At 47.5% G+C, this 15174-nt stretch carries 13 protein-coding genes; all 13 read right to left on the minus strand.

Annotation, left to right across the window (positions count from 1 at the left end; genetic code table 11):
- Positions 1-213: 213 nt before the first annotated feature.
- On the minus strand, positions 214-1545 hold the full coding sequence (locus tag FKV70_RS14935; RefSeq protein ID WP_142613334.1) for a LysM peptidoglycan-binding domain-containing protein: 1332 nt from the start codon (positions 1543-1545) through the stop codon (positions 214-216).
- Positions 1546-1670: 125 nt separating this feature from the next.
- Complete coding sequence (locus FKV70_RS14940; protein WP_142613335.1) at positions 1671-2600, minus strand: RluA family pseudouridine synthase; 930 nt, start codon at positions 2598-2600, stop codon at positions 1671-1673.
- Positions 2597-3901 carry a glutamate-1-semialdehyde 2,1-aminomutase gene (hemL, locus tag FKV70_RS14945; protein WP_142613336.1) on the minus strand — a complete coding sequence of 435 codons (1305 nt, stop codon included), beginning with the start codon at positions 3899-3901 and terminating at the stop codon, positions 2597-2599. The genes FKV70_RS14940 and hemL overlap by 4 nt, the downstream gene beginning before the upstream one ends.
- Positions 3902-3932: 31 nt before the next feature.
- The gene (hemB, locus tag FKV70_RS14950) at positions 3933-4931 is read right to left on the minus strand and encodes a porphobilinogen synthase (RefSeq protein ID WP_142613337.1); all 999 of its coding nucleotides are present in this window, start codon (positions 4929-4931) and stop codon (positions 3933-3935) included.
- A gap of 48 nt (positions 4932-4979) precedes the next feature.
- On the minus strand, positions 4980-6536 hold the full coding sequence (cobA, locus tag FKV70_RS14955; RefSeq protein WP_142613338.1) for a uroporphyrinogen-III C-methyltransferase: 1557 nt from the start codon (positions 6534-6536) through the stop codon (positions 4980-4982).
- A gap of 4 nt (positions 6537-6540) precedes the next feature.
- Positions 6541-7467 (minus strand): hydroxymethylbilane synthase, encoded by a 927-nt coding sequence (gene hemC / locus FKV70_RS14960; RefSeq protein WP_142613339.1) that lies wholly within the window; start codon positions 7465-7467, stop codon positions 6541-6543.
- A 1-nt stretch (position 7468) separates the two neighbouring features.
- Positions 7469-8116 carry a precorrin-2 dehydrogenase/sirohydrochlorin ferrochelatase family protein gene (locus FKV70_RS14965; RefSeq protein ID WP_142613340.1) on the minus strand — a complete coding sequence of 216 codons (648 nt, stop codon included), beginning with the start codon at positions 8114-8116 and terminating at the stop codon, positions 7469-7471.
- Between the two features lie 8 nt (positions 8117-8124).
- Positions 8125-8952: a cytochrome c biogenesis protein CcsA gene (gene ccsA / locus FKV70_RS14970; protein ID WP_063212772.1), complete on the minus strand. Its 828-nt coding sequence runs from the start codon at positions 8950-8952 to the stop codon at positions 8125-8127.
- 15 nt (positions 8953-8967) lie between these two features.
- A complete protein-coding gene (gene hemA, locus FKV70_RS14975; protein ID WP_142613341.1) occupies positions 8968-10362 on the minus strand; it encodes a glutamyl-tRNA reductase in 1395 nt (464 codons plus the stop codon).
- Positions 10363-10612: 250 nt separating this feature from the next.
- Positions 10613-11011: an adenosylmethionine decarboxylase gene (gene speD / locus FKV70_RS14980; RefSeq protein ID WP_063212800.1), complete on the minus strand. Its 399-nt coding sequence runs from the start codon at positions 11009-11011 to the stop codon at positions 10613-10615.
- 272 nt (positions 11012-11283) lie between these two features.
- Positions 11284-11871, minus strand: coding sequence for a hypothetical protein (locus tag FKV70_RS14985; protein ID WP_063212221.1), 588 nt, complete (start codon positions 11869-11871; stop codon positions 11284-11286).
- Between the two features lie 286 nt (positions 11872-12157).
- Positions 12158-12769: a ribosome biogenesis GTP-binding protein YihA/YsxC gene (gene yihA, locus FKV70_RS14990; protein WP_142613342.1), complete on the minus strand. Its 612-nt coding sequence runs from the start codon at positions 12767-12769 to the stop codon at positions 12158-12160.
- Positions 12770-12787: 18 nt separating this feature from the next.
- The gene (gene lon / locus FKV70_RS14995) at positions 12788-15124 is read right to left on the minus strand and encodes an endopeptidase La (RefSeq protein WP_142613343.1); all 2337 of its coding nucleotides are present in this window, start codon (positions 15122-15124) and stop codon (positions 12788-12790) included.
- Positions 15125-15174 lie beyond the last annotated feature (50 nt).

The raw sequence follows: 15174 nt of genomic DNA on the forward strand, positions 1-15174 counted from the left end.
TTCAAACAGGCGACTCCCGGGTGACTTCGGCCAGTAGCTTCCTGCGGAACCTCACAGCGCTGCAATTCCACTCTCTGAAGGGCTTGCTGCCTACTCTTCCCGATCTCAGTCTTTCAATAACTATACCACATCATACATTTCCCATTGACTATAGTCAACACCCATTTCTCATTGACGATGTCAACACTTCGCTGCATGTTTTCAGCAGCCGGATCAAGGGATGTACAATACCTGCCCTTCTTCCACATGATGCTCTGCCAATCTGTTATACAATTGTAGCTCCCGGGGGCTAAGCTGATAACGGTCTGCTATCGTTTCCAGTGTATCCTCGCGCTGTACAATGCATAACCGTACCTTGCAGAAAGGCGTTTCATCCTTTGTATGGAAAAAAAGGTTTTTCCACTTGGCATCCTCACGCTCTTCGTCGGCTTTCTGATCCTGTTCTTGCGTTTCATGTTCCAGCTGCTGCTGGTGTTCCGCTTCCTTCACCGAACGGCTGGATTGAAGCAATGATGAAAAGACAACCGGGTCTGGCTCGTCTGCTCCTTCATGCTTTTTACTGTTAAGCGCTACACGCATCTCTGGCTTTTCCTCAGTAAAGGTATCCTGAACTCCATGGTTCACCTGTTCTGACGCTTCAGGCCTGAAATCAGAGTCATTTCCCTGACTTACTTCCAACTGCGGCTCCAGATAAATCTCCGACTCTGTGGCAGAATGTGTCTCAGACAGTAAAGGATCGTCTGCTACATTGGGAGATGCAGAGGATACTTTGGGCTTGTTCCCTTCCGACCCTGCTTCCTCTTGCTGAAATGCCCACACTTCCGGCGTCTCCTGCTGATGCTTAACTTCAGAGGAACTGTCTTCCACTTCTTTTCCAGTCCACGGCTCATAAAATCGGTTCGGGTCTACTATCGGATCATAAGCTTGCTGCTCCAATGATGACTTTTGTTCCTCTTGGACTTCTGGTGAATGTCCCCAGTAGGCTGTCTCCTGTTGCGCTGCTACTGTGTATGAAGTTTCCGGGTCTGTAATGTTGTTGAATACCGAGTCTTGGGTAGAATAGGTCTCTTCATGACGATACTCTCCATCGCCGGAAAGAGATGGAGCCGGATGCTCAGGCGCATGCACTACAGTAAATTCATCATCCAGCCAAACCGCCGTCTCCTCTGCATGTGAACTTTCCACCCCATGCAAAGAAAGAACGCCTGTAATGTTTAGACTGCGTAAAGAGAGCAGGTCCACATCGAAATTTTCAATCTCTACGGATATATCTTCCAATCTCCCTACCCGGTTCAGTGGAATGGTAATTTCCACAGGGATCAAATGATGAAGCTCACTCGTAATCTGTTCAGGTGTGCGGTACACGCCCTCCAGCAGCAAATGCCCTCGCAAAGCGGCATGGTCGCCGTGGGTTACAACCTGAATGCGTGGCAGAAGCTCAATTTCCTCCAACTCGGCAATCCCGGCAGCTTCCTCCGTCAAATGAATGCGTTCATAAATATCAAAACGCAAGCCTTGCGGCTGATCATTCTGTTGTTTATTCAAGGATGGCATCCTCCTTTGGGCAGCCTCCGCACATCCTCTGACTCGTGTCAGGCGCACGGAAACTCCATATTGCAAACCGTTTCTAGGTTCAAGTATATGCGCCAAAATAGAAGGCATGCCATCTTTTATAGCTGTTTATACAGCTTTTGAAAATCATCGGGCCAAGCATCATCCACGTTTATCATTTCGCCGCTCAGCGGATGACAGAAGGTGAGGCGCTCTCCGTGAAGAGCCTGCCTGCCAAAATCAGCAGCACGGCCGCCATACAATACGTCCCCAAGCAAAGGATAGCCAGCATGACTAAGATGTACGCGGATCTGGTGCGTCCGACCTGTCTCCAGTGTCAGATACACTAGACTGACCGTACTCGGCCCACTTCCCCATACTTCGCCAACTTCTACATGGGTAACCGCCTTCTGCCCAGTTGGAGATACGCGGCGGCGCTGTTTATGATGCCTATCCTTGCCAATCGGCCAATCCAACGTGCGCAGCGATCGAGGCACTTTCCCTCGTACCAAAGCTACATAGCGACGATCGATGTTCTTAGCTCTCATTTGTTCGTCCAGCTTGAGCAACGCAAATTCATTTTTGGCATATAACACCGGGCCTGTCGTATCCACATCCAGACGATGCACATGTCGTACCGCTGTATGGATGCCATTCATCTCATAGTAGGACGCGACAGCATGATCCAGCGTCAGCGGGCCATCCTTTACACCACCGTCTGGATGGACCGCCATACCCGCTGGTTTGTGTACGACCAAGCAGAAATCATCTTCATACAAAACCTTCAAATCATACCAACGAGGAGTAATGCCAAAGTCCAACACAGGAAAAAGGGCCAGCCGCAGCCGGTCCCCTGTAAGTTCAATCCCTTTTTCATGCCGTAGCCTGCGCCACAGCTTGTCCGGTAAACCGAGACGGTTCAGCAACCAGCGATCCACAGCTTCAGCGCGATCTACAAGCTCAATGCGATTTTCATCGGCTGCAATTTCTCGCCCTGGTGTGATTTCCAGCCACGGTCCTCTTCTTTTCCAGCTGCCTTTCCAGCTCATAGACGTTTGAGTGCGCGATAATTCGCTTCAATGGTCGCATCAATATCCTCAACCGTATGCACACCTGATACGAACATGCCCTCAAATTGAGATGGAGCCACACTAATGCCCTCATTCACCAATTCAGTAAAGTAACGGCGGAAGTGGTCCTGATTACTCGTTTTAGCGGTATCAAAATTGACAACCTTCTCGTCTGTGAAAAACGGACATACCATGGAACCGACACGGTTGATCGTGACAGGAATACCCAGTTCACGCGCGTTACGTTCGAATCCGGTTTGAAGCCGTGCTGCCCGCTCTTCCAGACGATCATATACTTCCGGTGTCAGCAATTTAAGCGTCGAATAGCCTGCTGCCATCGCCAGCGGATTTCCGCTCAGCGTACCCGCCTGATAGATGGGTCCAGCTGGCGCAATTTGCTCTAGAATGTCGCGACGTCCGCCATAAGCACCTACGGGCAGGCCACCACCAATGACTTTGCCCAGACACGTAAGATCCGGTGTCACACCAAAGCGTCCCTGAGCGGAATGAAGCCCCACTCGGAATCCGGTCATCACTTCATCAAAAATCAACAGACTTCCGTACTGCTGGGTTACCTCACGCAAACCCTCCAAAAATCCAGGCTGTGGCGGTACAACCCCCATATTGCCAGCTACCGGCTCGACAATAATTGCAGCAATCTCTTCGCCAAATTTTTCAAAAGCCAGCTTTACCGACGCCAAATCATTATAGGGAACGGTGATGGTATGGGTGGCCACCACTTCAGGTACACCCGGACTATCGGGCAGACCTAATGTCGCAACACCAGAGCCTGCTTTAATTAGCAAGCTGTCCGCATGACCGTGATAAGAGCCTTCAAACTTAAGGATTTTGCTGCGTTTTGTAAATCCACGTGCAAGTCGTATCGCACTCATGGTTGCCTCGGTTCCCGAGTTGACCATTCGAACAATGTCCATGGAAGGAACACGCTCACATACGAGCTTAGCCATTTCAGTTTCTGCCAGCGTTGGGGCTCCGAAGCTGGTTCCTTTTACAACAGCAGCCTGTAAGGCTTTAACCACTTCGGGGTGCGCATGGCCCATAATAAGCGGTCCCCATGAACATACGTAGTCGATATAGGATTGACCGTCGATATCATATACACGCGATCCTTCCCCACGATCAATATATACCGGTGTTATACCCACGGATTTAAAAGCTCGAACCGGACTATTTACGCCACCCGGAATATATTGTTTTGCCTCATCAAAGGCTGCTTTGGAACGCGTATCCTTGCGTACCGTTCGTTGTTCGTCGATCATTATAATCACTCCTGTCTTCTGAAAAATACACTTATTGCTTCAACCATCTGGCCGCATCCTTGGCAGAATAGGTAATAATCATATCCGCACCCGCACGCTTCATGCTTGTCAGAATCTCCATCACCATTGCTTTTTCATCAATCCAGCCTTGAAGAGCTGCGGCCTTGACCATCGCATACTCACCGCTGACGTTGTAAGCCACCAAAGGCAGATCAAATTGATCTTTGATAGTACGCATTACATCCAGATAAGAAAGGGAAGGCTTCACCATCAACATGTCCGCACCCTCCAGCACATCGGACTCCGCTTCCCGCAACGCCTCACGAGCATTGGCAGGGTCCATTTGATAGGATTTGCGGTCACCAAACTGCGGTGCAGAATCAGCCGCTTCCCGGAAAGGGCCATAAAAAGCAGACGCATATTTGACGGAATACGACATAATCGGAATATGTGAAAATCCTTCCAGATCGAGTCCCTGGCGAATCGCCTGTACAAAACCGTCCATCATATTAGAGGGAGCGATAATATCTGCACCAGCTCTGGCCTGAGAAACGGCTGTACGTACCAGCACCTCCAGCGATTCATCATTCAATACTTCACCACATATCTCACCATCATGCTCATGCATGTGCACCATACCGCAGTGTCCATGGTCCGTAAACTCACACAAGCAAGTGTCTGCCACAACCAGCAATTCGGGATAACGGGACTTAATCAAACGAGTAGCCTCCTGCACAATACCATTGTCCACAAAAGCTGAAGTCCCTACACTATCCTTGGTTTCTGGTATGCCAAACAGGAGCACAGCAGGAATGCCAAGCTCACTAATTTCTTTCAGCTCTTCCTCCAGCTGATCCAATGAAAAACGGTATACCCCTGGCATGGAACTAATCTCCTGTTTCACTCCAGTACCAAATGTTACGTAGATCGGTTGGATAAAATCAGCCGGATTCAATACCGTCTCACGCACCATGCTGCGAATTGCAGCCGACTGGCGCAAACGACGATGTCTGGTAAAAGGAACGCTCATATTTATAAACCTCCATTTTTTATACATTCATTTGTAAAAATTAAAAATTTATAATGTCATAACCGTACTTGATTGCTTCCAGTCACATAACGATTGAATGAGGCTTTCAATGGTTGCCTTCTCTGACATCAAACTGACAGTCAGACCGGCTTGGGTTGCTGTCTCACCCGTCAAGGGGCCGATCACAGCGATGGTAACTCCCTCCAGTAGCGACACTGGATCACTGATCCCCATTTGTTTGAGGGCTTCCATGAAAAAGGTTACGGTTGAGGAACTGGTAAACGTAATCGCATGAATGGCACGTTCCTCAAGCAGTTTGAGGAGTTCGTCATCCTGTGTATTGGCCGCCAGCACCGTTTGATACAAATCAGCCTCGGTCACATGAAGTCCCATCTCCCTTAGCTGATCTGGCAACCAGGAGCGAGCAAGATCACCTCTTGGAAGAAATACGCTTTGCCCTGTCTGCAAATCCTGCTCAAACGCCTCCAGCAAACCCTCTGCCTGAAAAGGTCCTTCGATCTGTTCTGCTACAATTCCATGCTTCCGAAGCGCATCGGCCGTAGCTGGCCCAACAGCGGCAATACGAGCTTTGTATAAGGAACGTACATCCTTCCCCTGTTCCTTTAAGTGAGTGAAAAAGTATTCCACTCCGTTAACACTGGTAAAAAACACCCAGTCATATTCAGGAAGTCGCGTAAATGCCTCTTTAATTTTCTGTTTTGTTGGCTCGTCCGAAGGGACAACCGTCTGGATAACTGGGAATTCATAAGGTTCACCGCCAAGCTCCTCAATCCGGCGGACCAGGCTGCTGGCCTGTGCGCGTGCGCGGGTAACCAAAATCCGCTTTCCAAACAAAGGCATATCCTCTGCCCATTTTAACTGTTCACGCTGATTGACCACTTCTCCGACAACGATAACGGCGGGCGGTTGAAAATTCGCTGCCTTCACCTTGGCTTCAATATCCGCCAGCGTACCTACTAGCGTATCTTGCTCGGCGCGGGTCCCCCAACGAATCAAAGCAACCGGAGTATCAGACGGCTTACCGTGCTTTATCAGCTGATCACTGATATAGCCAATCTTCGCTACTCCCATCATAAAGATCAGTGTACCCGTTGCGTTCGTTACTTTATCCCACTGAATGCTTTTATCGAGTTTATCTGGACTTTCATGACCTGTAATGATCGACAGCGACGAGGCCATATCCCGATGTGTAACAGGAATGCCTGCATAGGCAGGCACGCTGATAGCTGATGTAATGCCAGGTATGATTTCATAGGAAATACCGTGTTTACGCAGCAGCCCAGCTTCCTCGCCGACTCGTCCAAAAATCGTAGGGTCTCCCCCTTTGAGCCGGACGACTGTTTTTCCTTCCAAGGCTAAATCCACCAGCAGCTGATTAATATCCTCTTGCTTCATGGTGTGACGATCTGGCAGCTTGCCGACATATATTTTTTGGGCCCCTGGCTTCATCAGTCCCAAGAGACGAGGGCTTGCCAGTCTGTCATATACAATGACATCGCCCAGTTGAATGCATTCCCAACCTTTGACCGTAATTAATCTCGCATCTCCGGGTCCTGCACCTACTAAATATACCTTTCCCACCATTCCATTATCCCCTCACCTGCGCCAGAATCTGTTCCGCTCCTTTGGCAATCAAACTGGCCGCCACCGCTTCTCCCAACTTCTGCGGATCTTTCCCCTGGAGCGTTTCCTTCAAAATAACCTCGCCATCTGGCGAGCCTACCATCCCTGTAAGACTGATTTCTTGACCAGCCCAGACCGCATGAGCCCCGATCGGCACTTGGCATCCCCCATTTAACACACCCAAAAAGGTTCGTTCTGCTGCAACCGTGGCCGAGGTATCTCGGTCGCTGTAGAGGTTCAGCAATGCCAATAGCTCTTCATCGCTCGCGCGACATTCAATGCCAAGCGCTCCCTGCCCCACTGCCGGCAAACATGCTTCCACTGGTATATAGGACGTAATTCGGTCTTTCCAGCCCATGCGGTGCAAGCCTGCTGCCGCCAGAATGATGGCATCAAAACCTTCCGTCTCTAGCTTTCTCAGACGGGAATCAATATTACCGCGTACTGGCTCCAATTGTAGATCAGGTCGCATGGACTTGATTTGGCTTGCTCTGCGTAAGCTACTGGTGCCCACCTTGGCTCCTGAAGGCAAATCCTCCAGACTCTTGGCTCCCAATGTGATCAGGCAATCACGCGGGTCCTCACGGCGCGGTACAGCGCCGTTGACAAGACCTTCCGGCAATTCGGACGGCATATCCTTCATACTATGTACTGCCATATCAATTTCACCGGCCAGCATGGCCTGTTCAATCTCTTTGACAAAAAGTCCTTTGCCACCCACTTTGGACAGGGTTACATCCAATATCCGATCACCCTTGGTCAGGATTTTCTTGACGACAAATTTTAAATCCAATCCATGCTCCGCGCACAGTGCATTCAAATCCTCAATGACATGCCCGGTCTGAGTTAACGCCAAGGCACTCTGTCTGCTGCCTACCACAATTGTTCGCATGTTATTCCTCCTGATTTTGCGCAATCCATAGATCTATTTCTTGTTCAGTCCAAGCCGTAAATTCATGACGTCGTATTTGATCCAAAATTTCGCTATTCGCCAAGCGTCTTAGTAGTTTGGTCCTTTGCTGTGGGGAGCTTACCTTGCGTTTGATAATCTGGCGCATATCGTGCATAAAATCCAGATAAGGCTCGTATTCGCTGCCGAACAACGTATCCAAGGCTGATGTAATATCAGCGGTCACTGCGGGGCCTGCCCCTTCTGTGGAAATACTAATCGTCAGTCTCCCTCGTCGAATAATACCCGGCGTTATAAAATCTCCTTCTTCCGAGCGATCCGTCACATTTACCAGTATACCCCTTTGCCGGGCCTCATGCGCAACCTCATTATTCACTTCTCTCTGGTCCGTCGCCGCAAATACAAGAAAGGCTCCCTGGAGGTCACCCTCGCGATATACGCGATTTACCCAGTGGAGCTGCTTGTGATCGGCCAGGATCTTTAAATCCGGCGTTATATTCGGGCTAATAACGGTGATGAACGCCCCACTTTCCATCATCCTCTTAACCTTTCGTTCCGCAATCCTGCCGCCGCCTACAACACAACAGACCTTATTCTTACAATTCAACGAAATCGGGACAAAATGCTGCAACTGGCTTTTCACTCTCCCGTCCATTGATGAAATACAGACCAGGAATTCAGCAAAAAATTAAGAATCAATAGCGTGTAGCCAACCAAAGACCACTTTGCCATAATAAGACCTGAACGCTGATTCAATCTTTTGCTCACTAAAAATACAATATACACACACAAAGCAATTGCGGTCATCAGCACTTTGGTATCTAGCAAAAGACGCCAGCGTTCCTCGGCAATAATAGAAATAACAGCGACGACAATAGAAACTCCTAGCAGAGGAGTACCAATTAACAGCGCCATATGCGTATACCGATCCATCATTTCCAGGCTTGGCAGGCGCCTAATCGTGTCATTCCATTTCTTTACTTTCAATTTACGATGCAAAAACAGATATAACCCCGAAAACACAGCCGCTACCGTCATTGCGACAAAGCCAAGATTAGCCAGTGCAATATGAATCAGAAGTAGCCCATGTACGGTATGCCAATTGCCAAGCGGGTTGTCGATCGGCACCATCCATATATTGTTGAGCACAAGAACAGCAAAGCTAATGATATTAAGCAACAATACTGCAAATTCGGATCGTTGATAACGTGACAGAATTAAAGAAATCAGTACCAAAATAAATGAGAACAGAAACAGAAAGTCGTAGGGTACAAAAATAGGAAGATGACCTTCATTCCAGGTTCTCATTCCCATATAAACAAGCTGGAGCACTACAACGACAACAAGAAGCCCTGTACCTGTCCGTTTTGCATTCGCATTGCGACGAATTCCATCCGAAAATACAAACAGAAGGCTCAGGGCAAAAACATAAATCATTGAATCATATATAAGCATGCCTGAGGACACGTCTGTTCACCCACCTTACAGGCTGGCCGGCGCAAACGACGCTGGCAAAGACTGCGCCTGACCGGTTTTTCCATGAACCCCAGCCTCCGACTTTATTAATGCAGATGCATCGCTTTTATCTACTTTCTGAGCAGCGTCCTCCAAACGATCCTCCAGAGCAAAAATGTGGCTAAACATATCCAGCGCCTCATTCCCCTGCTTTTGGACAGCCATTTCTTTGACACGATTGATCGGATCATGCATCATCTGATTCAGCATACTTTTCGTCAAGCGGCTTATGACCTTGCGCTGCCGTTCATCCAGCTCGGGAAGCTTGTTGAACAAGCTTTCCAGCGTATCCTGATGTATAGACTCCGATTTTTCTTGTAATGCACGAATCACCGGACGCACTCCCATCGTTTTCAACCATTGATAAAACTCGCTAAGCTCCTCTTCAATCATATGCTCGATTTTAGCAGCTTCAGTACGACGCATTTCCAGATTGCTCTCCACGATCCCTTCCAGATCATCAATATCATATAGGAAAACATTCTGTAATTCGCCAATAGCCGGGTCCAGATTGCGCGGAACCGCGATATCAATCATAAACAAAGGACGGGACTGACGACGTTTCATACTAGCTTCAACGCGACTGCGATCCAGAATATACCCCTGAGCACCAGTCGAGCTAATCACAATATCCACATCCGCCAACCGATTTATGCCTTCCTCCATCGTAACCGGCGTTCCGTTAAACTTGGAGGCTAGGTCTTCCGCGCGGGACAAAGTCCGATTTGCTACAATCACCTCAGCAGCTCCGCCGCTGTACAAATGCTTAACGGTGAGCTCGCTCATTTTACCAGCACCGAGGATCAGTACTTTTTTATCCGTAAACATCCCGAAAATCCGTTTGCCCAATTCAACGGCTGCATAGCTAACGGACACGGCGCTTTCTCCAATAGACGTCTCCGAATGGGCACGCTTGCCCAATGTGACGGCCTGCTTAAACAACATATTAAACCACGTTGCCGTAATTTTCTGGGATTGAGCCTGAAGAAAAGCATTCTTTACTTGTCCCAAAATTTGTGTTTCTCCGATGACCATAGAATCCAGACCACAAGTCACACGGAACAAATGCCGAATTGCCTGTTCGTCCTCATATATATATAAATGTTGTGTAAACTCATCACGAGGAATGCCAAACCATTGCTCCATAAAACTGCGTATAAAATAACCGCACATGTGAAGGCGGTCCACCACAACATATATTTCAGTCCGATTGCAGGTTGCGACAACTACGCCCTCCAACACACTTTTGGTAAGTTTGAGTTGTTCCAGCGCTTTGGGCAAATCCTGTTCTGCAAATGTAAAACGTTCTCTGACTTCCACAGGCGCCGTACGATAATTCAACCCAACAACGACGATGTGCATTGTAAATTCACCTGCCTAAACTATAATAAGAATAATCACTGTTCTCATAAACTATGTTAATTATATCACAGAAGTCCGAATCCCCTTCGGCTGTTTTATGAATTGTTTATGAAAATTGAATGACTTTCATGAACGTTAGCCCATTCTGTATGACTTGGTTTAGTGTAGACCACTTTTAAAACAAATAACCATGGAAATGTTCCATGGTTATGATATAGGATGCACATACGACTCCATAAAGAAAGAAATTTCACACTAACTCAGCCAGCTTGCACTCCGGAGATTCCACTTGAAGTTCTCCCAAGCCGCGAATCAGCTTCTTCGCATATGTTTTTTTCGGTTTTAGAACGGATACCAGGTAATTAATCGCCAGCTGCGGATCAACAGTTTCACCACAAGTATAGCAATCAATAGCGGCAAACCCTTTCTCAGGATACGTATGAATAGAGAGGTGACTCTCCGACAACAGTACAAGCACGGTAGCTCCCTGTGGTTCGAATTGCTTAGATTGAACGGACATCACCGTTGCTCCGCAAGCTTCAGCAGCTTCTACTAATTGAGCCTCCAGAAACTGTGCATCATTCAGTAATTCAAACTCTACACCCCAAGTATCTACGGCAACGTGTCTTCCGAAAGTAGAGTATTCCAATTCCATCTTTCGGTTCCCCCTTCCTAGGAATAAAATGTTTGATAAAATTTCATCCGCTAGGACCTACGTCATTCACTTCCCGAGGGATAACCTCTCGCAACATTCAATGTCCTGAGTGAATCCTGGTTCCTATATTCATATTCAATTTCAACGAGATTAAAAATAACATCTATATGCAGCAAATGCAATCATTTTTTTGGAATAAAAAAGCCCCTTTCGGTAAGGAAAGGAACTACACTGCATAACAATTCACTCCATATATTCAAGCCTTTTTAAGCTTCCAGTGCAAATAATTTGGAGCAACTCTCCCGAAGCTTGTGATCAATCTGTTCTAGTTCAGAGAAAGTACGCGCCAAATTCCGCTCGTCAAGTAACGAATTAATGAGATTGTATACATCTGATATTTCATTTTCGACGTCCTGATGTTGAAAAAGATGTTGCAGTTCTTGCACTGTATTTCTATATTCAAACACCAGTCTGGAGCCTTCCGCATTCTTTTCTATAATTTTGCGAACTGCACCTTCATTATAAAAATACACCATAGTGAATCCTTGATACATTCGATAAACAATACCTTCACCCTTAAAGCGAACAAATAGTTGGCGTATAAACAGGGTCAGCTGGGGATGAACTAAGCGGCAAGTCAATTCACAGACAAACGCTCCCTCTTTGGCTTCAAAAAACAAATGAACTTCCTCACCTGCAATATGCTCCAGAACGATTTCCTGTCTCCCGTGATCCAGAACTTTAATATGATAATGCACTTGGGGATCATCCACTGCCTGCAAAAATTCGTCCATTTGGTTTTCTGACAAGGTCAAAGTGGTTTTTACATACTCTGTGGCTAATCGCTGCGCCATAGCAATCTCCTCAATTCTATCCTGTACCTTTAGTGTAAGCTTTGTGCTTTATTATACATCAGACCTGAAGCGCTTTTCTTGCGCACCAAATCATAAATATCGCCGTTCCTAGGAAATAAACAGAAAATAACAGAGCCGTGGCTGTATTATCCTCCATTTGCTCACTTTTACACTTAAATTCCGCGATTTCCTTTAGTATTATATATTAATCCTACCGATTTAGTAAGTTTAATGTTTTTGAATCCAACTTCACGATAAAAGGACGCCCTCAAGGACGTCCCTAACCTTAAAATTCTGTCTGCTCTTCGTCATCATTCTCTATATAACTGGAGATGACCGACCACAGCTCTTCCTTGCCCATACCTTCTTCGGATGAAAAGGGGATAAACAACCCCCCGGGAAGTATGCCGAGTTCCTGCTTGATTACTTTATAGTGCTTTTCTCGCCGAGTTTTAGGGATTTTATCTGCTTTTGTGCCTACAACACAGACCGGAAGCCCGTTATGGCGCAGCCAGTCGTACATCATGATATCATCCTTGGACGGCGGGTGGCGCAAATCTACCATTTGCAGCACCAGCTTAAGCGGCTCACGTTCCAGCAAATAAGACTCAATCATCTGCCCCCAAGCCTTGCGGGACGTTTTGGATACCTTAGCATAACCATAACCGGGAAAATCGACAAAATAGAGTTCATCATTAATCCGGTAATAATTAAGTTGCTGGGTTTTACCTGGCGTAGAACTGGTTCTCGCCAAATTTTTACGGTTAATCATCCGATTAATCAGTGATGATTTCCCAACATTGGAGCGCCCTGCCAGAGCAATCTCTGGCAAAGCGTCCACAGGAAACTGACTCGGGCCAACCGCACTTATTATAAAATCTGCTTTTGTTACTTTCATTATGTCCTTAATTCCTCTCTAATGTACCCTTGCCTGCTCAACCAAAGCATGCTTTAACACCTGATCCATATGGGCAACGGGAACAAATTCAACATCCTGCCGGATACTGTCGGGAATATCCTTCAAATCCCGCTCATTATCTTTGGGAAGCAGAATTTTTTTGTAGCCTGCCCGATGGGCAGCCAGCGATTTCTCTTTCAAACCACCGATTGGCAGTACGCGACCGCGCAGCGTTATTTCGCCCGTCATAGCCACATCCTTGGATACATGACGGTTGGTCAGAGCCGAAATTAATGCGGTAGCAATCGTAATCCCGGCCGATGGGCCATCCTTTGGAATTGCTCCCTCAGGAATATGAATGTGGATATCATTTTTCTCATAGAAGTCCAATTCAATGCCCAGCTCGGCAGCTTTGGAACGAGTGTAGCTAAATGCCGCCTGTGCGGATTCCTTCATAACATCTCCAAGTTTACCTGTAAGAATCAGTTTGCCGCTGCCGGGCACGACCGTCACTTCAATCATCAGTGTTTCACCACCAACCTCTGTCCATGCCAAGCCTGTAACCGTACCGATCTGATCTTCCAGTTCTGCTACACCGTAGCGGAATTTGGCAATACCCAAATAATCTTTCAAATTATCCGGTGTGATTTCAATCGGTCCTTCACCACCGGATACAACTGACTTCGCGGCCTTGCGGCATAGAGAAGCCATTTGCTGCTCAAGATTCCGCACACCGGATTCACGAGTATATTCACGAATGACACGCAGCAGCGTATCCTCCCCAATGACCAACTGATCCTCTCCCAAGCCATGCTCTCTCTTCTGCTTGGGTAATAAGTACCGGTTAGCGATTTCCAGCTTCTCCAGTTCGGTGTAGCCGGGAATATATAGCGTCTCCATGCGATCCATCAGCGGACGCGGGATATTATGTGCAGCATTGGCTGTCGTTACAAACATCACGTTGGATAGATCAAACGGCAACTCAACAAAATGATCGCTGAACGTGTTGTTTTGTTCAGGATCAAGCACTTCGAGCAATGCCGCCGATGGATCGCCGCGGAAATCGGAGGCCATTTTATCAATCTCATCCAACAAAAAGACTGGATTAGAGGTTCCAGCTGTCTTCATTCCTTGAATGATCCGGCCCGGCATCGCGCCAACATAAGTCCGGCGGTGACCACGGATTTCCGCTTCATCCCGTACACCTCCGAGAGAGATGCGGACAAATTCCCGGCCCATGGATTTGGCGATTGAGCGAGCCAGCGAGGTCTTGCCGACTCCTGGCGGACCTACGAGGCACAGAATAGGTCCCTTGATGGTCTTCACCAGTTTGCGTACAGCCAAATACTCCAACACCCGCTCCTTAGGCTTATCCAGCCCATAGTGGTCATGATTGAGTATCTCCTCCGCTTTGGCGATATCGAGATCATCATCGGTAAACTTATTCCACGGCAAGCTTAACAGCCAATCGACGTAATTGCGGATGACACCACCCTCGGCAGAACTTGCTGGCATCTTTTCCAGACGGTCAATTTCCTTTTCGACCTTCTCCTTCACCGGAACAGGCAGCTCCCGTTCACTTAGCTGGTTGCGTAGTTCTTCAACTTCTCCTGCGCGCCCTTCCTTCTCGCCAAGTTCCTTCTGAATGGCCTTCATTTGTTCACGCAGATAATACTCCTTCTGCGTCTTTTCCATCTGCTTCTTCACACGCTGGTTGATTTTACGTTCCAGCTCCAGCACTTCACGCTCATTGTTCAAAATATCTAGAAGCTTCTCCAGACGCTGAGTAACGTCGATTGTCTCCAATATATCCTGCTTTTCCTTAATTTTGAGCGTCAAATGACTTGTGATCACATCTGCCAGCCGTCCTGGCTCCTCGATATCAGATACCGCAGCGAGAGTCTCCGGCGTTACCTTTTTGGATAAATTGATATAATGCTCGAACTGAGTTAATACAGTGCGCATAAGCGCATCCGTTTCAGGCTGGACAATTTCTGCCTCGTGCAGTTCCTTTGCCATTACCTCGTAATATTCTTCATTGTCCGTATATTGAATAATCTCAGCGCGTTCCAGCCCTTCCACCAATACTCGAATGGTTCCGTTAGGAAGCTTGAGCATTTGGCGCACTTTAGCTACCGTGCCGACTCGAAAAATATCCTCTTGTGTGGGTTCTTCAATATTAACTTCTGATTGAGAACACAGGAGAATCAAATTGTCTTCAACCATCGCTTTTTCCAAAGCCTTGACCGATTTTTCCCGGCCCACATCGAGATGCAGAACCATACTCGGGTAAACCAGAAGTCCTCTTAAAGGCAGCAAAGGAAAACGACGACCTTTTGTCTTGGTGGGTCCCATCGCTTTCGCACCTCCAGTGATTCTCAGGTTCCGGATTTTACAATCCTCAC

It is taken from the genome of Paenibacillus ottowii (assembly GCF_006874425.1).
GTDB classification, from domain to species: domain Bacteria; phylum Bacillota; class Bacilli; order Paenibacillales; family Paenibacillaceae; genus Paenibacillus; species Paenibacillus ottowii.